The sequence below is a fragment of the Mesorhizobium sp. WSM4313 genome (genome assembly GCF_002294725.1).
Taxonomy (GTDB): domain Bacteria; phylum Pseudomonadota; class Alphaproteobacteria; order Rhizobiales; family Rhizobiaceae; genus Mesorhizobium.
In genome coordinates, this window is sequence record NZ_NSFT01000009.1 from 76,276 (window position 1) to 98,193 (window position 21,918).

Genomic DNA, 21,918 nt, shown 5'->3' on the forward strand with positions numbered 1-21,918 from the left:
CGGGCTAATCATGTTATTTTTCAATGACTTATCGATTTCGCGGCCTTGTGGGCGTCAGATTCAGCTGACTTCGTCGGCCCTGCCGCTGACGCCCGCCTGGATCAGCCGGTCGGCGAGGATCGCCAGGAAGGCGATCGACAGGCCGGCGATCAGGCCCATGCCGGCATCGGCCTTGCCGAGCGCGACATAGACTGCCTGGCCAAGATCGCGCGTGCCGACGAGCGCGGCGATTGCCAGCATCGACAGCGCCGCCATGATGGTCTGGTTGAGGCCAAGCATGACGACCGGCAAAGCCAGCGGCAGCTTGGCCTGCAGCAAGGTCTGCATCGGCGTCGCGCCCATCTGCTCGACCGCCTCGACGACATCGGGACGGACATGCCGCAGCCCGTGCTCGACATAGCGGATCGGCGGCACGATGGCGTAGAGCATGATGGCGATCAGCGCCGTGAACTCGCCCACCTTGAAGAACATCAGCGCCGGGATGAGGAAGACGAATTGCGGCATCGTCTGCAGCGCGTCGCAGATCGGCTTCAGGATATGCGAGACGCGATCGCTGTGCGCCGCCCATGTGCCGAGCGCGCCGCCGATCAGAAGGCAGAGCAGGACCGCCAGCGTGCAGAGGTAGAGCGACTGCACCAGTTGCGGCCACAGCCCGTTGACCAGGATCAGCCCGAAGCCGACAAGCGCGAAAAAACCGAGCCGCGGCCCGGCCACCTGGCCGGCAAGCAACGCGACGGCAAGGATGAAGGCAGGCCAGGGGAGATCGAGAAAGCCGGTATAGAGAACAAGGCCGGCGGCCAGCACGGCCAGCGCCCCGCGCCAACCGAAGCCGCGCAGCGCCAACACGGCCAAGGCCAGCACCAGGACGAGATAGGCGGCGAGCACCGAAAATGGCAATGTGAAGCCCCACATTGCCGGCGTCGCCGAGCCGGCAATGCCGACGCGCATCGGCAGAAGCAGGCAGTAGAGCACCGCATTGCGCACGCCGTTGAAGAACCAGGCGTAGTCGCGCACGAGCGCCAGCAGCCATTGGTTGACGGCGCCCATCTGCGTGCGCAGACCGGTTTCCGGCAGAAGCGCCGCATCTGGCGCGGCCAATCGGATGACCACGGCGAGAGCCAGCGCACCCGCTAGTGACAAGGCCAACCGGCGCGGCGTCATCCAGCGCATGGCGGGCGTCGGCCCGGTCTCCGGCGCCTTCGCGAAGCCGATGGTGAGGCGGTCGATGAGGATGGCGAGCAGCGCGATGACGAGGCCGGAGAGGATGCTCTGGCCGAACTCGGCCTTGCGCATCGAGGAGAGCACCTCCCAGCCAATATCCTCGAAGCCACCGATAATGGCGGCGACGATGACCATCGACAGCGCCGCCATGGTCGTCTGGTTGAAGCCGACGAGAAGCTGCGGCAGCGCCGTCGGCACCTCGACCTGCCAGAATTGCTGACGGCGTGTGCAGCCGCTCATCAAGCCGGCCTCGCTGATGGCCGCCGGCACACGGTCCAATCCGAGCATGGTGTTGCGGACCATCGGCGGCGTCGCATAGATCGCCGAGGCGATCAGCCCAACCACCGGACCGAAGCCGAACAGGAGCAGGAGCGGAATGAGATAGGCGAAGGCCGGCACCGTCTGCATCAGGTCGAGCGCGCCGAGCAGGACCGGACGCCAGCGCGGGCGGGCGTAACCCAGAAAGCCAAGCAGGAAGCCGAGCACGGTGGAGATCGGCACCGCCAGCAGCACCAGCGCCAGCGTGTTCATGCTCTGCGGCCAGTAGCCGGCGAGCAGGATATAGGCGAGCGTGGCGAGCGCGAAGATCGCCAACCGCTCACCGCCCGACTTCAGCGCAAGGGCGGCGATCGCCAGCATCACCGCCGGCCAGGGCAGCCAGGCGAGCGCCAGCCGCGCGCCGCGCATCGGCGCATCGAGCAAAGCGGACAGCGCCCGGAAGGCTGGTTGGATGACGGCGACGACAATGTCGGTCACGGCGTTGATGTAGGTAGCCAGCGGCAGCGTCCATTGCTTGGGGAAATTGACCAGCCAGGGAAGCTCGGTTTTGAGAAGCAGGCAAAGCGCCGTCAGCACGGCCAGGCCGCACCAAGGCAGAAGCGCCGGTTCCACCACGAACCGCGATGAGGGTCGAAATGCCGCGGCCGGCGCCGTCATGAGTTCTTGCGCCTTGCCTGCTCGCGTTCGAGCACCGCGAGCACGGCGCTGGCGTCGAGCACCGCCGGCGGGCTGTCACCCACCCCGGAAACGGTGAAGGCCGTGGCGCCCGCGGCGAGTTGCGGGATGAGCGCCTCGAGGCTGGTGTCGGCGACGACGCTTCGTTCCGGCAACAGCGCGCCATTGGCGGGCGTGGCGATGTCGCCGGCCGTGATGACGCGCAACAGCGGCATGTCCTCGGTGAACTGCGCGACATAGTCGTCGGCCGGGTTGAGCACGATGTCGGCGGGACGGCCGATTTGCACGATCTTGCCGGCCCGCATGATCGCCAGCCTGTCGGCAAGCCGGAAGGCCTCGGCGATATCGTGGGTGATGAAGATGATAGTCTTCTTCAGCATGCGCTGCAGGCGCAGGAACTCATCCTGCATCTGCTTGCGGATCAGCGGATCGAGCGCCGAGAACGGCTCGTCGAGAAACCAGAGCTCCGGCCCCACCGCAAGCGAACGGGCGATGCCGACGCGCTGCTGCTGGCCGCCGGAGAGCTGGTGCGGGAAGGATGCCTCGCGGCCTTCGAGTCCGACCAGCGCGATCATCTCGCGGGCGCGCGCCTCGCGTTCCTTCGCCGGCTTGCCCTGAATTTTCAGCGGGAAGGCGACATTGCCCAACACGTTCAGATGCGGCAGCAGGCCGAAATTCTGGAACACCATGCCCATGGCGTGGCGGCGCAGCTCGATCAGCTCCTTGCCGCTGGCGGCAAGCAGGTTCCTACCGTCGAGCACTATCTCGCCGGCGCTCGGCTCGACCAGGCGCGACAGGCAGCGCACCAGGGTCGACTTGCCGGAGCCGGACAGACCCATGATGACGAATATCTCGCCGGTCGCCACCTCGAAGCTGGCATCGACCACGGCCGGCAGGTGCGCCTCGGCGCGCAGGCGCTCGGCCAGCGCATCGGGATCGATGATATAGCCGCGCGAGTCGAAGTAATAGGCCGGGCGCCGGCCATAGACCTTCCAGACATTTCGGCAGGCAAGCTTTATCGGACGCGCGGCCGTGTTCATCCTTAACCACCCGTGCCGATCGCCCGCCCGGCTCCGCGCAGTGCGGAAACCGGGCCTATGGTGCCCTCAGCCTTTGCCAGGCACATCGGCGAATTATCCCTTGGCGGCGTCGAGCCAAGGTTTCCACACCGTCTCGTTCTTGTCGATCCATTCCTTGACGACGGCGTCGAGATCCTTGCCTTGCTTGTCGACGGCCAGCATCATCTTCTGCTGCTCGGTCGCATCCATCTTGAAAGCCTTGAGGAAGGCGTAAGCCGCCGGCCATTTGGCGCCAAAGCCTGACCAGACGATCTTGTCGACGTCGGGGGGCGTGATGCAGTGGTCGTTGGTCTGCTCCTTGCAGGGCGGCATCGTCACCCAACCCACGTCGTTCTCGGCCAGCGCGTAGTGCGGACCCCAGAACATCATGATGAGCGGCGTCTTGGCGGCTTCGGCGGCTTCCAACTCGGCCACCAGCGCGCCTTCGGAGCCCGACGGCACAGCGGTGTAGGGCATGTTGTTGTCGGCAAGGATGGTGGCCGCGCGCGAGCCCCAATCGGCCGGATAGTCGAGGAAGCGGCCGTTTGGCGCGGTTTCGGGTGTCGCCAATGCCTGCACGCATTCGGGCTTGTTCAGCGCAGTCCAGTCCGGCAGGCCGGGGCAGACCTTTTCCATGAATTTCGGATAGATCCAGCCTTCCTGCGTCTTCAGATCGAGCTTGCCGATGTCCTCGATCTGCTTGGCGGCCAGCACCTTCGGATAGATGTCGCCGACATTGTTCAACCAGATCTCGACCGATGCGCTGAGCGAGCCGTCGGCGAGGCCCGAAAATTGCGGGAAATTGCCGGCGGTGACGTATTCGATCTTATAGCCGAGCTTCTCCAGAAGCTGGCCTGCGATGTGCGTGGAGACATGCGCGCCGGTCCATTCCAGCATGGCGAGCTTGATCGGCTCGTCCTTCGCGCCAAGATCGGCGCTTTGCCCGGCCGTCGTTGCGGCAAGCATCAGCGCGAGGCCAAGACCGGCCCCTTGCAAGGCATTTCTTATTTTCATGTCAGTTCCCCTGTCTGTTGATCGTCCTTCCGTCTATGCCGGTCTCCTCCCACGAGACCGGAATCCATCACCCCCCACCGACGCTACCACAAGGCGCCGCCGGTGATCTGGATGTTTTCCATGGTGATCCCCCTGGCGAGGTCCGAGCAAAGGAAAACGGCGAGCGCCGCGATTTCCTCCGGCTGCATCATGCGCCCCTGGGGATTGCCTTTCCTGAACTCGTCCATCAGTTCCTCTGCGCTGCGGCCCTTGCCTTCGCGCTCGACGACCTGCGCCACGTTGCGGCGCATCAGCTCGGTCTCGACCCAGGTCGGACTGATCATGGCGCAGGTGACGCCGTGTGCCGCGCCTTCGAGCGCCACGCAACGCGTCAGCCCGAGCAGGCCGGCCTTGGAGGCGCAGTAAGCAGGATTGTCCTTCCAGCCGACGGAAGCCGCGGTCGAGCCGATGTTGACGATGCGGCCCCAGCCGCGTTCGATCATGCCGGGCAGGACCGCGCGGGTCGTACGGAACGCCCCGGTGAGATTGGTGTCGACGATCTTGTCCCAGAGCTCGTCGGAATGGCCGCAGACCGGTTGCTCGGCCGTGGTGCCGGCGGCGTTGACCAGGATGTCTGCCGGGCCGACTGCCGCCTGGGCTTCGGCAAAGAAGAGATTGGTGAGCGCGCTGTCGCGCACGTCGAGATGGGCGGCGTGCACCTTGGTGCCGTGGGCAGCCAGCGCTGACTTGACGCGCTCGATCTCGTCGGCGCCGGGATAGTAGGCGGCATCCGCCGCCCTGTCCGCCTGCGGCGGCGCCACATAGGAGCCGACGGCGACATTGGCGCCGGCCTTGGCGAGCGCCGTGGCGATGGCAAAACCCATGCCGGAAAAGCCGCCGGTGACGATGGCGCTGCGGCCGGTGAGGTTGGTCATCGCGAACGTGCTCCGTGTTCACACTGCAAGATAGCCTCCGTCGACGACCATTTCGGAGCCGGTGACGAATTTCGATTCGTCCGAGGCGAGGTAGAGGACCATGTAGGCGATGTCGTTGGGTTCGCCGAGGAAGCCGATCGGATGGCGCGACAGCGCCTTCGCCTTCTCCTGCTCGAGCGTGCCCAAATCGCGCAGATAATTCTCGGTCTGCGGCGTCCAGATATAGCCGGGGTGGATCGAATTGCAGCGGATGCCGTAGCGCTGCTCGGCACAGTGTACGGCCACCGCCTTGGTCAAGGTGCGCACGCCGCCCTTGGAGGCGCAGTAGGCGGCAAGATCCGCCTCGCCGATGACGCCGTCGATGGAAGAGAGATTGATGATCGATCCGCCGCCGGATTTCTTCATCAGCTTGATGCCTTCCTGGCAGCCGAGGAAGACGCCGTCGAGGTTGATCGCCATGGTGCGCCGCCATTCGGCTAAAGAGGTATCCTCGATGTTCCGAGCGATGGCGATGCCGGCATTGTTGACCAGCACGTCGAGCCGCCCGAAGCGCTGCTCGATCGCCGCCATGGCGGCAGACCAATCCTCGGGCTTCGAGACGTCATGGCGCAGAGCCAGCGCTTCGCCGCCGCCCCTGACGATCTCGGCCGCCGTGTGGGTCGCGAGGCCCTCGTCGATGTCGCTGACGACGAGCCTGGCGCCTTCCGACGCCAGCAAAAGCGACGACGCCCGTCCGAGGCCGAGACCGGCCCCGGTAACGAGCGCCACCTTACCTGCGACGCGGCCCATTTGCGGCATCAGCCTCCTTTGTTCGACGGCTCCAGCGGCTTGCCAAGCCAATCGCGATAGAATCCTTCGAGATCGGGCTCGAAATCATGCACGATCGGGTAGCCGGGCGCCGCCGCCTCGACCTCATGCAGCGTGCCACATTCAGGGCAGATGAATTCGCGGATCTCCATCCAGTCCGGATCCGGCAGATCGCTGTTGGGGTAGATCTCGCGCAGCGTCTCCTCGCTATCGCGCACGATGATCGCCGCCTTCAGCTTCCAGTTCTTGCGATAGTCGCCGAAGGAATGGCCGCATTCGCATTTCGTCACCCGCTCGTCACCGCTTTGGCAGATGAAGAGATGATCGCCGACCGGAAGCAGGATCGGATCGCTCCAGCCGACGCGGTCCTGCAGCACCGAGACATATTTGAAGAAGCGGTCGTCGTCCTTGTAGGCGCTCATGATGCGGCGCGTCTGCGGCCAGGGCAGCGTGCCGGCAACCAGGTCGGCGATGACTTCCTTGCTGTATGAGGTCATGGTCCCTTACTCCACGCCGAAGGTCGATTTGGCGTCGACATCCCAGAAGGTCGAAAAATCCTTGGTGAAGCGCGGCGAAAGCTTGATCGCGCTGACATACATCTTCCTCACCTCGGGCGCGAAATCGGCCGCCTTCACCCTTTCGCGCTCCCTGGCGATCCATTCCGAAACCGGTTTTGCATGAGCCAAACGTCGCGCCCGCATTTCGGCACGATGGCGCTTGGTGGCGTCCAGATTGGCGACCGGGAAGCCTTCCTCGTCCTCATCGAGCACGATGCCGAAGGTGCCTTCGGCAGCCTCCTTGGTGAGGAAGCCGTTCTCGACATCCCAGGCGGTCTTGACCGGATCGCGCTCGAGCACATCGCCGTAACCGCCGCCGCCATTGTAGGAATGGGTGAAGACGTCGCCGGTCTTATGCGGCGCTGTGATATAAGGCCCTTCCAGCGTCACATGCTCGCCTTCCAGCCGGACCTCGAGTTCGGAGCGGTACGGGTTGGTGCCGGTGTGATGGGCCAGCGGCGCGCCATTTTCGGCCAGCTCGAAGATGTTGCTCTTGCGCACGGCGCGGTGCTTCTGGCAGGTCGGCGCCGGATAGCCGCCGCAAAGCCCGCCATTGTCGAACACGCGCGAGGAATGTTCGGACGTGACCAGCCTGAGATGATCGGTCTTGCTCACCAGCCAGGTCGACAGGAAGGAGCAGCCGCCGCGATATTTGCCGGCGCCGCCGGAGTTGGGGACGATGGAGCGGCCGATATAGAGCATCGGCATGTTCTGTTCCCAGATCTCGATATTGCCCATGTCGGATTCCGGGTTCCAGCCGACATAGGCGGTGTCCAAGCCGTCCTTGATCGCGAGCGCGCCGGACCCGGCGGCGGCGCATTCGAAATGCGCCATGCCGAAGGGCGTGCCGTATTGGCTGGTGCCCCCCATCTCGATCATCGGGCTGTTGACCTGGCCGACAAAGGCCTCCTCGACGAAGCCGCGGGCGATGAAGGAGCGCGACAGGAGCCGCTGGAAGACGCCATAGGCGGGCAAAAGCAACGCCCAGGAAGTCGCCGTCGCCACCATCTCGTTGTCGGGGTTGGTCCAGGTGCCCTTGGGCAGCTTCAGCTCGGTCGCCATCCAGGCGCCGTCATTGACGAGACCTTCGAAATTCATGTGCTGGGTCAGCGTCACGAACATGCCGCCATCCATGCCGGCCGGCGTGCAGTTCATCGAATGATACCCCCAGGGCTGCGTGCCCTCGAAGTCCATGACGATCTTGCCGTCGGTGGTGATCTCCATCTCGATCGGCATGTTGTAGAGCCAGTCGGGATCGCCGAGCGGCTGGTAGCCCGGCTTGCCGGCGGTGACATGGCCGTAAAAGGTGTGGCCGCGGTAGATGCCGGGCACAGTGAGCTGGCGCGTGCGGGCGAGCTGGGCGCGGCGGCCCTCCTCGATGAATTCCTTCGACACCTGCATCCAGTAGTCGAGGCCGATCTCGTCGATCAGCGCCTTGACGCTTTCGCGCATGTCGATGCACGACGCCACCTTGGCCTTCTCGTCCAGCACCCAGTAGATCGGCATGCGGAGATTGCGCTCGCAGCGGATGACGTAGTCGCGCCGAAGCTCGTCGTTCTCGCCGACCTTCTCGGCGCAGACGAAGAGGCCCTCGGTGAAACGTTCCTGCGCCAGCGCAACGTCGCCGCCCGGCGTGATGCCGCCGGCTTCGAGCTCGTGGCAGACCGCACCGGCCCAGCCGACGAGCTTGCCGGAATGGAAGATCGGCACCACGTCCATCACATCCGGCACCTGCACGGTGCCGATGAAGGCGTCATTGTTGGCGAAGATGTCGCCATCACGGATCTGCGGGTTTTCCTCGTAGCCGTTGCGGATCATCCATTTGATGAAGCGGCTCATCGTGTGCACATGCACCATGATGCCGTTGGAAAGCGCGATGGCATCGCCTTCCGGCGTGTAGATGGCGACGACCATCTCGCCGACCTCGCGCACGCCGGGCGAGGCGGAGATGCGGCGCGCCATCTCGCGGGCCGATACGCAGTAGGCGCGCAATTTGGTGTGCAGCGTCTCGAATTTCAGCGGATCCTGGTTGCGCAGCTTGAGCTCGGTGATGCCGTCATAGCAGCCGGTCTCGTCCATCAGCCGTTCGGATTCGAGCAGCCTTTCGCGGATGCGCAGCGCAGAGGCGGGTTTGTCCAGCATGGCGTTCGCCCTTCTCAAGCGTGAGTGTAGTGCAGCAGCGTCCATTCATCGACATGGACGCGATCCTGCGGATGGACGACGAGCGTCGTCGCCGGATGTTCGATGATGGCGGGGCCGACAACTTCGTGGCCGGGTTGCAGCAAGTCCATCTCGTAGAGATTCGCCTTGTGCCAGCGGCCCCCGATATAGGCCTCGCGCACGCCCTTGTGGGCGGACGCCGGATCGGATTTGCCGAGCGGCCGCTTGACCAGCATCGGCTTGACCTTGTCGGCGGTGGCGATCAGCCCGAGCTCGGTGATCGAGAAGCCGGCCTCGCCATAGCGCGAGACGCGGTGGTTGACCTTGGCATAGACCGCCTCGAACTCGGCGATGACCTTGCGCATGTCGTCGGCCGAGCGAACCGCCGACAGCGGCGCCATGACCTCGACGTCCTCGAGCTGGCCGGTGTAGCGCATCATCAGGAACGGCACGGTCTTGATCTTGTCGTGGCTGTGGCCGTCGGCGATCATTTCGTCGACCGCAGCCTTGGTGAGATCGTCCCAGACATTGGTCACCTTCTTGCCAAAGGCCTGCAATTCGTCATCGCTGGCGCGGGCGCCGATGTCGATCTGCGTCGACACCGAATGGCGGCGCATGAAATCGGCCGTGGTGCAGCCGAAGGCCGAGAAGGCTGCGGCGAACTGGAAGGTGATGATGTCCTTGAAGCCGATGCCCCTGGAGCAGCCGGCGAGATGCAATGGCCCCGAGCCGCCATAGGACAGAAGCGTGAATTCCGAGGGGTGAATGCCCTGGCCGGAGATGACGCGGCGGAGCGCATTGTTAGCGTCGGCCTCCAGCATGTCGATCATGCCTTCGGCAGCTTCCTCGACACCGACGCCGAGAACGCGGGCGCATTTCTCCTCGAAGGCTTTGCGCGCCTTCTCGACCTGCAGCACGACCTTGCCGCCGAGGAAGTAATGCGGGTTCAAGCGGCCGAGGATAGCATCGCAATCGGCGATGGTTGGTTCGGTGCCGCCCTTGGCGAAGCAGATCGGGCCGGGATCGGAACCGGCGCTTTCCGGTCCGAGCGAGACTTTTCGGGTCAGCGGGTCGACCTTCAGGATCATGCCGGCGCCAGCGCCGATCGTGTCGAGATGCAGCGTCGGCACGTTGAGCTTGAAGCGGTCCATCAGCGGCTCGTTCTCGATCCGCGTCTGGCCGCGCGTGATGACGCCCATGTCGAAGGACGTGCCGCCCATATCCGAGCAGATCAGCGAGTCGTTGCCAATCAGCTTGCCGACATAGGCCGCGCCGAGAATGCCGCCGATCGGCCCGGAGATCATCGTCTCGTGCAGGCGCGGATGGTCGATCGAGGTCAGGCCACCGAAGGAGAGCAGCGTCTGCACGCCATATTTGAAGCCGTATTTCTTGGAGACGTCCTCAATGCCCTTGAGCTGCTTGCGGCCGCGCGAAGTGGCGTAGGCCTCGATCAGCACCGAGTTCAGCCGCGACTGCTCGCGGATGACCGGACGCACCTCATGGCTGGTGTAGACGAGGATGTCGGCGCCGGCGGCGGCGATCTCCTCGTGGCAGATCTCGGCAATGCGTTTCTCATGCGCCGGATTGACGTGAGAGAAGATGGTCATGATGCAGATCGCCTCGACCTTGTCGGCAATCAGCTTCTTGGCGGCCGCATGCACCTCGTGCTCGTAGAGCGGCAGGATGACGTCGCCGAACTGGTCGATGCGCTCGGTGACGCCATGGGTGCGGCGGCGCGGCACCAGCGGATCGGGATGGTGATGGGTGACCGCATGCAGGCGGTCGGCATAGGCATAGTCGGCCCAGGCCTGCAGGCCGCGGCCCATGAGGATCATGTCCTCGAGGCCCTTGGTGGTGATCAGCCCGAGCTTGCGGCCGGTGCGCGACAACAGCGTGTTGAGCATGCCGGTGCCGGAATAGAGCACGACATTGACGCCTGAGAACAGGTCCTGCAGCGAGATGCCCCAGGCATCGGCCGCATCCTCGGCGGAGGCGAGGAAGCCCTCGGCCTCGTTCTTCGGAGTGGTCGCCGACTTGCCGATCTTGAAGTGGCCGTCATGATCGACAAGGATCGTGTCGGTCATGGTGCCACCGGCGTCGATGCCGATGACGATTGGGTTGGTGGTAATCTGGTCCACGGGTCGCTTTCCCTTGCCGAGAGTGACCGCAGGCTAGATTCCCAAAGCCGGATCGCGCCATATGCCTAAAGACACAATGACGCTTGGGCCGGGTTCGCCGAGAAAAGGGCATGCGCATGGGCAACATCTGGGCGCCGCTGGCCAAGGCTATCGCCGCCACCGGCACCGACCGGCATGTCGACTGCCTGATCGATCTGATCGGCGCCGACATCGCGCATGACCTGGTGACGGTGACGCGCTACTCGGCGACCAAGACGCCGGAATTCGTCAAGCACCGGCGCTTCTCCGACGAGATGGTGCGGCGCTATCTCGACAATTACTACGTCTTCGATCCGTTCTATGCCTCGTGGCGCAGCCAGCGCCGGCTAGGCATCATGCCGCTGAAAGGTTTGGCCAACGAGGAGGCCAAACGCGGGCAGTACATAGCCGGTTTCCTGGCGCAGTCGGAAATCTGCGACGAGGTCGGCATCATGCTGGCCGATGGCGGCGACTGGTGCCTCGGCATCTTCCTCGACCGCTCGACGGTGTCGTTCAAGGACAGCGAGATCGCGCTGCTCACCGAGCGATTGCCGGTGTTCGAGGCGCTGCATGCGCTGGACATCAAAGCACGCGGCTCAGACTTCTCCCGCACCTCGGCGCCCAGTGGTCTCGGCGCCTCGCCGCAGCAGAAGCCCAGAGTTCCGGAAAGCCTCTGGCCCGAGCTTTCATCGCGCGAGCGCGAGTTGGTGCAGCTCATCCTCGCCGGCCATCCCACCGCCAACATTGCCGAGCGGCTCGGCATCACCGTCGGCACGGTGAAGAACCACCGCCGCCGCATCTATGAAAAGCTCGACATCACCACCGAGCGTGAATTGTTCCTGCAGTTCTTCCAACATCTGGGTCCAGCAGCGTAGCTGACATCGGTCAGGAGCAGCGAATCGCTGAACCGGATCGATTCAATGCTCTTGCGGCCGGATATCGTTTCTGAGCCAGATCACAATGCGAGAATAATGTCCGTTCTTGAAGGTTTCGCTGCCCTAAGCTGCCGGCCGCTTGCGGCCCAAACCAGCCGCGCTCATACCGTCATGGTCCATACATGCGTCCTCCGACCATTTTTGTGGGAAAGAAGCCGCTCCCTAGTTCGCCAGAATACGAAGGATATGGGTCGGCTAACCAGCCGCTAGGCCATTGATTTTCTTTCGAAGCCTCACACCCTCAGCGACTAACATAGTCGGTAGAAATCAATGGCTACGAAGTGGTTCGCCAAAAGAAGCCGATTCACCACTCGCCGACCGCAGCTTATCCTTTGACTTCCGGGGGTGGAAACGTCCCTACAGGTTAGTCGCTGTAAATCTCTCGATCTCGACAAGAACTGACTGCGCGGACGGACCTTGCCCGAGGTGAGACGTACCTTCATCGCTAGTAAGCTCGGAAGAGAAATCATGTTGACGCTCTGCCGGTTGTGATACGGCGCGGCATTCGGCCTGGGTGGCTTGTCACCGGCCTGACGCCTGGAACGAGCTGGTCAGAGATCGGCCGGATATAGTGGCTCTATCAAGCCGGTCGCCGCTGCCCGTGGGGCACGATCGGGTCACTGTGTCCGCCAGTCATACTCTTGCCGGAACCCAAGGACGTCGCGCAGCTTCCGGTTGGAGATCGGTCCCTCAAATGCGTCCATGGCGCGGGTGACCGGTATGTTGGGCACATGCTTCCTGAGAAACTCCGCCGTCGGCAATTCAGACACGATGGTGTCGTTGACGGCGTTGAATATCTGGAATCCCAAGCCGTCCCTCTCGACGCACAGGTCGACGATCTGACCGAGATCGCGCACGTCCATATAGGTCCAGGCGTCGCGCCGCCGCTTCGAGGGATCGGCCAGGAATTCCGGAAAGCGGGCATAGTCCTTCGGCTCGACGACGCCACCGATCCGCAGGGCATAAATGTCGGCTCCCGTGCGGGAGGCGAAAGACCGTGCGATTTTTTCGCCGAGCAGTTTGGAGAGGCCGTAGCTGTCGGTCGGATCGACATCGTAGTCCTCATCCACCGGAAACGATGAGAAGTCGCGTTCGCCTTCGGCAAAGCAGACGCCATAGACCGTTTCGCTGGAAGCCGTGACGATCTTGCGGATACCGAGCTTGGTGGCGGCTTCGATCACATTGTAGGTCGACTGCACATTGGCGGCGAACATGGCGTTGTCCGGCCGCAGGAATATCCGCGGCAGCGCCGCGAAATGGACGACGGCGTCGACCGGGCGGCGGCCCTTGCCGCCGAAATACTCGCTGAACCCGAAATGCAGCGTCAGCGCATTGTAGGTTTCGCCGGTGTCCGCAAGGTCGGTGATGACGGTGTCGACACCCGGCAGATCGAGCGGCGTCAGATCGAGGTTGAGGACCTGATGCCCGCGTTTCAGCAGATAAGGTATGACGTGGCGGCCGATCTTGCCGCTGCCGCCGGTGAAAACGATCCGCTTGCCCATGGCCTCCTCCTGACGGTCTCTTTTTGCCGAGCAGCGCAGCGCCCGGCCAGAAGAGTCTCCATCCGATCATCCGCTACTCAAAAATGCCGAAGCCAGGAACCGCGTGCTTGCACACACCATCCATGTCGAGCTCGACGCCGATGCCGGGAGCGTCGGACACCGCGATATGGCCGTCCTCGACGATGGACCTTGCGCCGTCCGGCAGGCGGACGTAGCTGTCCCACGCGTCCCGTTCCTCGAGCGCGTGCCATTCCAGCACCAGGAAGTTCGGCACGCTGGCGCAGACATGGCATGTCGCCATCGTGCCCAGCGGCGTCGACACAAGATGCGGCGCGAAGGGCACATAATACATCTCGGCGAGGTTGGCGATCTTGCGGCTTTCCGCAAGGCCGCCGCATTTCGGCACGTCGGGCATGACGACGTCGGCGCCGTAATTCTGGAACAGCTCGCGGAAACCCCAGCGCAGATAGAGGTTTTCACCGACACAGATCGGCGTCTTGGTTCGCATGCGGATCTGCTTCAGGGCCTCGACATTTTCCGCCGGGATCGGCTCTTCGAGCCACAGAAGATTGAAGCGCTCCATCTCGGCGGCGATGCGGCTGGCGCTCAGCACATCGTAGCGCGCATGCAAATCGATGCAGAGATCGACGTCGGGACCAACAGCGTCGCGCACCGCCGCCACACGTTCCACCATGAAGCGGAGTTCCGCGCCGTTGATGGTGTGGTTCATCCGGTCGAATTTCGTTGGATGGTGCAGATTGTCGATATCAAACTTAAGCGCCGTGAAGCCCTCCGCAACCATGCGGCGGGCGCGGGCCGCGCATCCCTGCGGCGATCCCGATTCGTCATCGCCGTCGCCGCAATCCGCGTAGAGCCTTATCCGGTCGCGGAACTTGCCGCCGAACATGCGGTAGAGCGGCTGGCCGGCGGCTTTCGCCGCCACGTCCCACAGCGCCATTTCGAGCCCGGTGAGGGCGATGAGAAAGACGCCGGCCTGCGCGCCGGAAAACACGTGATCGCGGCGGATCTTGTCCCAGCAATATTCGACATTGCGCGGATCCTGGCCGATCAATTCCGACTTCAGTTCCGAAATCAGCCCGACGATTGCGGCGGCACCTGCATCGGGGTTGGCTTCGCCATAACCGGAGATACCGGCGTCCGTATCGATCCGGATCAGCGTCGCCTTGCCGTGATAGGCGACGACCGCTGTCTTGATATCCACGATCTTCATCGGATCCTTCTCCCCGTAATGGCGTCGCACTTTACAGCACACAATTCTGGCTAAACGCCAACTTGTCTAATAAGCATACAAGATTGCCGAATGAGGCGTAAACCCCCTTTGAGAGATTTTGCGTCAGCCGGCTTCAGAGCCTCCCGCCTTACCTTGAATTATTTGGGAATTCGCGGTTTTTGGCGACGAATTGCGATTCCCGGAGAACGCACTTGTTAGACGAGTATATAAGCGTATAAATTGGGTAACGGCAGGGCCATGGCCCATATATGCCGGCAATCGGGAGGAACAGGATGCAACAGCGACAGCTGGGATCGTCGCCGGTCAAGGTATCGGAAATCGGACTTGGGACTTGGGGCATGTCGGGCGCGTTTTGGGGCGCGGCCGACGATAAGGAATCGATCCGGGTGATCCGACGCGCGCTCGAGCTTGGCATCACGCTAATCGATACGGCCGAGGCCTATGGACACGGCCATGCCGAGGAAGTCGTCGGCGAGGCACTGGCCGGCCGCCGCGACAAGGCCGTCATCGCGACCAAGGTCGCGCCCAATCATCTGGAACCCGCCGCGATAGAGGCGGCGCTCGACGGTTCGCTGAAGCGCATGCAGACAGATTATGTCGACGTCTATTTCGTCCACTGGCCGAACTCGGAGTTTCCGATCGGCCCGACCATGGAGATGATGGAGCGGCTGCGCGCGTCAGGACGGATCAAGGCGGTCGGCGTCTCGAATTTCAGCACCGCCGACATGGACAGCGCCCGCCAGCATGGCGTCATCGACGTGCTGCAGCCGCCCTACAACATGCTCTGGCGCGAGGTTGAGGCCGAAACGCTGCCTTATTGCCGCAAGCACAATATCGGCGTCATGCCATACAGCGGCCTGGCTCAGGGACTGCTCACCGGCACGCTGTCACCGGACACGAAATTCGTCGAGGGCGATGAGCGACGCACAACGGTGCTGTTCCAGCCGGGCACCTATGAGCGGGCGGTGAATGCCGTCGACCTCCTCAAGCCGATCGCGGCGCGCTACGGCAAGACGGTTTCGCAGCTTGCGATCCAGTGGCTCACCAGCAGGCCGGGCGTCAGCTCGCCGCTGGTCGGCGCCCGCACCATCAAGGAGCTGGAGGAAAACGTCGAGAGCGCCGGCTGGACGATCTCCGACGCGGACATTGCCGCCATCGACAGGATCACGGCCCCGATCTGGGCGGAAATCAAGGACAAGGGCGACATGTTCGGTTTCCGCGCACGCCAGCGCCAGGAACAACAAGCGAAGAGGGCCTAGGCCCCCTCTCAATTCAACGCCGTGTCCTCCCGGCACGCTGCGGCGCGGCCAGCGCAAATGCTGGCTGCGCTGCTTCTTCACCGAGGCAAGCCGACCGCGGTGGTTTTCTTGAGGTGCCGGCGCATCGCTTCTTCGGCTCGCTTTTCATCGCGCGCCACGAGCGCCTCGTAGATTGCCCTGTGCATTTCGGTCGCGGAGGGAAGCGCATGGGGCATCTGATTGCTGATGCGCCTGCTTGCCATCTGCCACCATCGGGACGAATACATGAAACGGTCGAGAATCCTGTTCTGCGCCGCGCGGCAAATCTCCATGTGGAAATCCAGATCGAGCTTCAGATAGGCATCCGGATTGTCCTCGCTGGCCGACATCGCCGCCAGCAAGGTGCCAAGACGCTCGAGGTTTTCCTTGGTCATATGCTTGGCCGCGATGGCGGCGATGGCCGGTTCGATGATGATCCGCGTAGCGTGCGCTTCGGCCAGGATCTCGCGCATCTGCTCGTGCGGCAGCCAGTCGATGAGCAATGGGCTGAGATAGTCCCACTCCTCGGCTGGACGCAGCACCACGCGCCGGCCCTGCGCGATCTCGATCATATCGAGCGACGCCAGGATCTTCAGCGCCTCTCGCGCGACCGCGCGCGAGACCCCGAACTCCTGAAGGATCTGCTGTTCCGACGGCCCCTGGGCGCCGGCGACACCGCTGCCGGCGATGCGTCGCGCCAGCACACCAGCTACCTGCTTGGGCAAAGTTTGAAGCTTGACCTCGACGGTATCCATCACTAACATCCACTTGTCTGATAAGCTTATAGGCTGATAGCTAGATATGCAGTCAACTTATCTCATAAAAACGCTCACTAGCCTATAACACGGCCTGCGGAAAGGGATCGAGCGGTGTCCAGTCGCCGTGCCCTGTTGCCGCCGTCCGAGATCGAGATCGATACGCCTTACCAACTGAGGCGTGTTGGAGCGCAAGTGTCCGATCGCCCGGAGGCTCGCAAGCGTCGTCCGGGAACCCATACAGGCAGTCTCGCCGCGGGAGGAGCACGCCGGCGGACTGTCGAGGGCGAAAGTCGTCGGCCGTCCCTGGACGGACCGATCCATCAAACCAGGAGGAGATTGTGATGTCCGGAACCTTATCGAGACGCAAATTCCTTGCCGCGAGCGCGGCGGTGACGGCCGGCTCGCTTGCCGCGCCGTGGGTTGCCAGGGCAGACGCTAAAGAGATCACCGCATTGCTGATCACGGGCGGCCCGCTCTATCCCAAATATTGGGAGAAGATCGTCCAGGACTTCACCGCCAAGACCGGCATCAAGGTTCGCTACGACCTCCTAGAATTCACGCCCCTGACGGCGAAGGTGGTCACGTTGAGCGCGGCACGGTCGAGCCAGTACGATGTCTACAGCACCCACACCGCGCAGATCGATTCCTACTTCAACCATTTCGCGCCGCTGAACAGCTATTTCAGCGACTCCGAGCTGGCAGACTTCTATCCCGTCGCGGTTAAATACCTGCGCGATCCCAAGACCGGAAATCTGGCGGCGATTCCGCGCAACATGGATGCGCGCGTTCAGTATTACCGCGGCGACATCTACCAAGAGAAGGGCCTGAAGCCGGCCGGAACCTGGGAAGAACTCGTCGATGTCGGGCTAAAACTCACTGGCAACGGGCACTATGGCCTTGTCGTGCCGGGGCAGGGGGACCCCGCCCAGCGCACCTTCAGCGACCTGCTTTGGCAGGCAGGCGGCGACTGGGTCGACCAGGCCAACAAGCCGGCGTTCAATTCCGAAGCCGGGATCAAGGCGCTCACCTTCTATCGCGATCTGATCCAGAAGCACAAAATCGTGCCGCCCGACGCCGTTGGCTATCAATGGAACGAGAACTCGACGGAATTCTCGTCCGGCACGGTCTATGCCACTTTCGATTGGCCGGGCGCCTTCGCCACCCTGTCCAATCCGGAAACCTCGCGCGTCGTCGGTAAATGGTCGACGGCGCCCTATGTGCGGGACAAGGAGGCGATCTCATGCGCCATCTCGCACGCCATGGCGCTGAACGGCCAATCCGGACGCAAGGAACCCGCCGTCGAGTTCATCAAATACACCGTCAGTACCGACGCCCAGCGGCTCCAGTTCGACCAGTTCACCAACTTCCCGAGCAGCCAGAGTCTGGCCAAGGAAGTGATCGCTGCGGCCAAGGGCCCGCAGGCCACTTGGCTGCAGCAGCTCGAGACGACGATCGCGAACGGTAAGGAATGGCCCAAGCTCGCCGGCTTCTCGAAGGTCTGCACCTTGATGTTCTCGGCCATCGAGCAAGCCCTGTCAGATCAGGTTTCGCCCGCCGACTCGCTCAATCAGGCGGCGAAGGAGGCGGAAGAGATCATGCGCCGGGCCGGAGCTTACGACTGATAATGGCGGCCGTCGCACAGCACCGGGGGCCAGGGCGCCGGCGACGTTCGCCGCTGCCCTACACCTGGCAGAGAGGCTATCTCCTAGCCAGCCCGGCGCTTCTCGTGATGCTGGCCATCCTGATCTATCCGCTCGGATACTCCTTTGTCATGAGCTTCTTCCGCTGGGATCTGAGCGGCTCGGCGCCATTCATCGGAACGGGAAACTACACCGACGAGCTCTTTGGCCGCCAGTTCAACCAGGCGCTGCGAAACCAGACCATTTTCAGCGTCGTTTCCATCACGATCGAAGTGGTGGCTGGCATGGCGATCGCCGTGCTGGTCAACGGCAAATTGCGCGGCATGCGGCTTGCGCGCACGTTGCTTTTGGTTCCGCCGATGATTGCGCCCGCCGTCGTCGGCCTGAACTTCCGATGGCTGTTCAACACCCAATACGGCTTGGTCGATGCGCTGCTGCGCATGTTCAACCTGCCTGACATTCCGTGGCTCAACCACCCGACCTGGGCGCTCGTCTCGGTGATCGTCGCCGACGTCTGGCAGAACACGCCACTGATGGTGCTTCTGTTCCTTGCCGGCCTGCAATCCCTGCCGCAGGAGCCGCTCGAGGCAGCCACGGTGGATGGCGCGACGCCGTGGCAGCGCTTCTGGCACATCGTTCTGCCGCTGATGCGCCCGGTCATCATGATCGCGCTGATGCTGCGCATCATCGACACCTTCCGCACCTTCGACGTCGTCTGGCTGATGACGCAGGGCGGCCCGGGCGGCGCTACCAATCTGCTCACCGTCTATTCCTACCTGCTGGCGTTTCAGGCGGTGGATTTCGGACACGCGGCGGCGGTCTCCTACATCGCGCTGGGCATGTCGCTGTTCGTGCTCGCCCTGCTCTACGGAGTGCCGTGGCTGATTGCGAAACGGAGGGCGATATGAGCGAAGCCGTCATCGTCGGCGCACGTTCCATGCCAAAGCGCCGGCGCCGCCGGTTCACGGCGGGAATCGCCGGTCAGTATTTGGCGCTAGTCGTCACAGTCGCGCTCACCGTCTTTCCGCTGGTGTGGCTGTTCCTGACCTCGATCCGAAGCTCGGCCGATATCTTCTCGGTTCCGGTGCACATCATCCCCGAGACAGCGACGCTGACGCAGTACGTCTCCGTTTTCGCCCAGTACGACACGATGGGCTATGTCTGGAACACCGTCATCGTCTCGGTGGCGACGGTCATCCTTGTCCATCTGCTGGCCATCCCCTGCGCCTATGCGCTGTCGCGCTTCAGGATGCCGGGCGCCATGCTGATCTTCGGGCTGCTTTTGATCATGCGCATGATCCCGGTCATCGCGCTTGCCATTCCGCTCTTCGCCGTGTTCGCCGCCATGGGCCTGCTCGACACTGTCTGGGCGCTGATCCTCAGCCATACGGCCGCCAAGCTGCCGGTTGCCATTTGGCTGCTTCTGGGCTTCATCCAGGATGTGCCGAAAGAGATCGAGGAGGCTGCCCAGTCGGATGGCGCCGGCACCGTGCGCACGCTGGTCCAGATCGTCGCGCCGCTGATTGCGCCGGGCATCGGCGCCAGCGCTGTCATCACCTTCCTCTTCACCTGGAACGACCTCTTACTCGCGCTAACGCTGACCTCGAGCAAGGCCGCGCAGACGCTGCCGGTCGGCCTCACCAATTTCGTCTCGCAGTTCGGCATCGACTGGGGCGCCATGTCGGCTGCCGGCGTGCTCATGGTCATCCCGACTTTGGTGTTCGTCTGGTTTGCCCAGGGGCTGCTGGTCAAGGGGCTCACGACCGGCGCGGTTCGCGGCTGAACGGCTTCGACTAAGGTTGAATGCAACTGAGTGACGATTAGCGAGGTTTCGCACCTCGCCGCGCATTGGAGGAAATAGAATGGAAGCTGACCAGATACCGGCGATACAGGACATTTCCCGGCCGCCACGAGAACTGGTCGACGCGCTGGCGGCGATCGGTTCGGCGACGCTGGCCAGTGAGCTCTACCACAAGATGGGCATTCGCGACCCGCAGATCCGTGGGCCGCGTCCGCTGAGGCTCGGCAGCACAGCGGCGGGGCCGGCCCTGACCCTCCAGTGCATGCCGAAGCGCGAGGATCTGTACAACGAGACGGAATACGAGGAGCCGGAGCGGCAACTGCACCGGCACGTGCTTTATCCCACTCAGCCCGGCGACATGGTGGTGGTCGATGCCCGTGGCGACATGGGCAGCGGCATCTTCGGCGAGATGATGCTGACCTATTTCGCCGGGCGTGGCGGCGCCGGCGTCGTTATCGACGGCTGTATTCGCGATTCCGCCCAGGCGGCGGCGCTCGACATCGGCATCTGGGTGAGGGGCGTCACACCGAATTTCCATGCCCAGACCAACATCGTTCCCTTCGCCGTCAACGTTCCGATCGCCTGCTCGAACGTGCTGGTCATCCCGGGCGATATCATCGTCGCCGATGACGATGGCGTGGTCGTCGTGCCGGTCGGCCTTGCCCCCAAACTGGTCGAACTCGCCGGCGCGCATATCGAGTGGGAAGAGTTTTCGCGCTTGCGGCTCGCGCAAGGAGGAGACCTGCGGAAATACTACCCGTTGAGCCCTGAGGGCGAGGCTGAATACCGCGCGTGGCGGCAGGCTCAACGAAAATGAGCCGTGCCGGTACGGGAGAAGAATAGGTGTCCGCAATCGAGATAGAACAGCTCGGCAAGAGCTTCGGCGCGGTGGAAGTTCTGCGCGACGTCAACATCGAGATCGCCAGCGGCGAGTTCGTGGTCCTGGTCGGTCCGTCGGGCTGCGGCAAGTCGACGTTGCTGCGCATCATCGCGGGGCTCGAAGAGCATACGACTGGCGAGATCCGCATCGGCGGACGCGTCGTCGACGAGATGCCGGCCAAGTCGCGCGACATAGCCATGGTGTTCCAAAGCTATGCCCTCTATCCACATATGAGCGTGGCCGACAATATGAGTTTCGCGCTGCGGCTGGCCAAGGTTCCCCGGGAAGAGATCGTCTCCAGGGTGAAGGCCGCGGCCGAGATCCTCGGTCTGCAGGACCTGCTCGGGCGCATGCCGCGTCAACTGTCCGGCGGCCAGCGCCAGCGTGTCGCCATGGGCCGCGCCATCGTCCGCGACCCTGCGGCCTTCTTGTTCGACGAGCCGCTCAGCAATCTCGATGCCAAGCTGCGCGTGAAGATGCGTGCCGAGATCAAGAAGCTGCACCAACGGCTGGGACGAACCAGCATCTACGTCACGCATGATCAGACAGAAGCGATGACGCTCGCCGACCGCATCGTGGTGCTGAACAGGGGCCGCATCGAACAGATCGGCACTCCCTCCGAACTCTACGAGAACCCGGCCAATCTGTTCGTCGCAGGCTTTATCGGCTCGCCGGAAATGAATCTCATCAACGGCCGCATCCAGAGTGGCGCATTCATCGCGGAGCAGGGCCTACGCCTGCCCTTGCCTCACGTGGCAGGGGTGGGGGACAAGCAAGGTGTGGTTTACGGGATTCGTCCTCAGCACATCGCTGTCGGAGGCAACCACGCACAGGCGAGAGTCCAGGTTGTCGAGCCGACCGGTGAAGCGCAGGAAATCACCTTGACCGCCGATGGCGTCGACCTGATGGCGGAGATCCGGGACCGGCCGCCCTTCAAGCCGGATCAGGAGGTGAACCTGGAGATCATGATGCATAAGGTACATCTGTTCGACGCCGAGAGCGGCAGGAGGATAAACTAAAGGAGCCTGTCCT

General features: G+C 63.3%; 18 protein-coding genes. 7 read left to right on the top strand and 11 right to left on the bottom strand.

Annotated elements, in window-relative coordinates; all coding sequences use genetic code 11:
• Nucleotides 1–60: 60 nt before the first annotated feature.
• The 8 genes from CK219_RS20555 to CK219_RS20590 all read right to left on the bottom strand — a co-directional run bounded on the left by CK219_RS20555 (nt 61) and on the right by CK219_RS20590 (nt 10,823).
• Complete coding sequence (locus CK219_RS20555) at nt 61–2,157, bottom strand: ABC transporter permease subunit (protein ID WP_095768573.1); 2,097 nt, start codon at nt 2,155–2,157, stop codon at nt 61–63.
• Entirely contained in the window at nt 2,154–3,215 is a 1,062-nt protein-coding gene (locus CK219_RS20560) for a betaine/proline/choline family ABC transporter ATP-binding protein (RefSeq protein ID WP_095768574.1), read from the bottom strand. The genes CK219_RS20555 and CK219_RS20560 overlap by 4 nt, the downstream gene beginning before the upstream one ends.
• Before the next feature lie 93 nt (nt 3,216–3,308).
• Nucleotides 3,309–4,247, bottom strand: coding sequence for an ABC transporter substrate-binding protein (locus tag CK219_RS20565; protein ID WP_095768575.1), 939 nt, complete (start codon nt 4,245–4,247; stop codon nt 3,309–3,311).
• Between the two features lie 83 nt (nt 4,248–4,330).
• Nucleotides 4,331–5,161: an SDR family oxidoreductase gene (locus CK219_RS20570; protein WP_095768576.1), complete on the bottom strand. Its 831-nt coding sequence runs from the start codon at nt 5,159–5,161 to the stop codon at nt 4,331–4,333.
• Nucleotides 5,162–5,179: 18 nt separating this feature from the next.
• Nucleotides 5,180–5,950 carry a glucose 1-dehydrogenase gene (locus CK219_RS20575; protein ID WP_095768686.1) on the bottom strand — a complete coding sequence of 257 codons (771 nt, stop codon included), beginning with the start codon at nt 5,948–5,950 and terminating at the stop codon, nt 5,180–5,182.
• Between the two features lie 8 nt (nt 5,951–5,958).
• Nucleotides 5,959–6,465 (bottom strand): acetone carboxylase subunit gamma, encoded by a 507-nt coding sequence (locus CK219_RS20580; protein WP_095768577.1) that lies wholly within the window; start codon nt 6,463–6,465, stop codon nt 5,959–5,961.
• A gap of 6 nt (nt 6,466–6,471) precedes the next feature.
• Nucleotides 6,472–8,667, bottom strand: coding sequence for a hydantoinase B/oxoprolinase family protein (locus CK219_RS20585; protein WP_095768578.1), 2,196 nt, complete (start codon nt 8,665–8,667; stop codon nt 6,472–6,474).
• 14 nt (nt 8,668–8,681) lie between these two features.
• The gene (locus CK219_RS20590) at nt 8,682–10,823 is read right to left on the bottom strand and encodes a hydantoinase/oxoprolinase family protein (protein ID WP_095768579.1); all 2,142 of its coding nucleotides are present in this window, start codon (nt 10,821–10,823) and stop codon (nt 8,682–8,684) included.
• A 110-nt stretch (nt 10,824–10,933) separates the two neighbouring features.
• Between CK219_RS20590 and CK219_RS20595 the strand changes: the two genes are divergently transcribed.
• Nucleotides 10,934–11,716, top strand: coding sequence for a helix-turn-helix transcriptional regulator (locus CK219_RS20595; RefSeq protein WP_095768580.1), 783 nt, complete (start codon nt 10,934–10,936; stop codon nt 11,714–11,716).
• Between the two features lie 677 nt (nt 11,717–12,393).
• Here the strand turns inward: CK219_RS20595 and CK219_RS20600 are convergent.
• Nucleotides 12,394–13,278, bottom strand: a complete 885-nt coding sequence (locus CK219_RS20600; protein WP_095768581.1) for an NAD(P)-dependent oxidoreductase — start codon at nt 13,276–13,278, stop codon at nt 12,394–12,396.
• 73 nt (nt 13,279–13,351) lie between these two features.
• Entirely contained in the window at nt 13,352–14,509 is a 1,158-nt protein-coding gene (locus tag CK219_RS20605; protein WP_095768582.1) for a mandelate racemase/muconate lactonizing enzyme family protein, read from the bottom strand.
• Between the two features lie 293 nt (nt 14,510–14,802).
• Between CK219_RS20605 and CK219_RS20610 the strand changes: the two genes are divergently transcribed.
• Nucleotides 14,803–15,789 (top strand): aldo/keto reductase, encoded by a 987-nt coding sequence (locus tag CK219_RS20610; RefSeq protein WP_176477096.1) that lies wholly within the window; start codon nt 14,803–14,805, stop codon nt 15,787–15,789.
• A 77-nt stretch (nt 15,790–15,866) separates the two neighbouring features.
• Here the strand turns inward: CK219_RS20610 and CK219_RS20615 are convergent, their stop codons facing one another.
• Entirely contained in the window at nt 15,867–16,562 is a 696-nt protein-coding gene (locus CK219_RS20615; protein WP_042638970.1) for an FCD domain-containing protein, read from the bottom strand.
• A 344-nt stretch (nt 16,563–16,906) separates the two neighbouring features.
• On the opposite strand from CK219_RS20615, the gene CK219_RS20620 reads away from it, so the two are divergent.
• From CK219_RS20620 to ugpC, 5 genes are all read left to right on the top strand, one after another.
• A complete protein-coding gene (locus CK219_RS20620) occupies nt 16,907–18,187 on the top strand; it encodes a sugar ABC transporter substrate-binding protein (protein ID WP_095768584.1) in 1,281 nt (426 codons plus the stop codon).
• Between the two features lie 2 nt (nt 18,188–18,189).
• The gene (locus CK219_RS20625; RefSeq protein ID WP_176477097.1) at nt 18,190–19,113 is read left to right on the top strand and encodes a sugar ABC transporter permease; all 924 of its coding nucleotides are present in this window, start codon (nt 18,190–18,192) and stop codon (nt 19,111–19,113) included.
• A complete protein-coding gene (locus tag CK219_RS20630) occupies nt 19,110–19,988 on the top strand; it encodes a carbohydrate ABC transporter permease (RefSeq protein WP_095768586.1) in 879 nt (292 codons plus the stop codon). The genes CK219_RS20625 and CK219_RS20630 overlap by 4 nt, the downstream gene beginning before the upstream one ends.
• Before the next feature lie 79 nt (nt 19,989–20,067).
• On the top strand, nt 20,068–20,823 hold the full coding sequence (locus CK219_RS20635) for a ribonuclease activity regulator RraA (protein WP_095768587.1): 756 nt from the start codon (nt 20,068–20,070) through the stop codon (nt 20,821–20,823).
• 26 nt (nt 20,824–20,849) lie between these two features.
• Nucleotides 20,850–21,905, top strand: coding sequence for a sn-glycerol-3-phosphate ABC transporter ATP-binding protein UgpC (ugpC, locus tag CK219_RS20640; protein ID WP_095768588.1), 1,056 nt, complete (start codon nt 20,850–20,852; stop codon nt 21,903–21,905).
• Nucleotides 21,906–21,918: the final 13 nt, after the last annotated feature.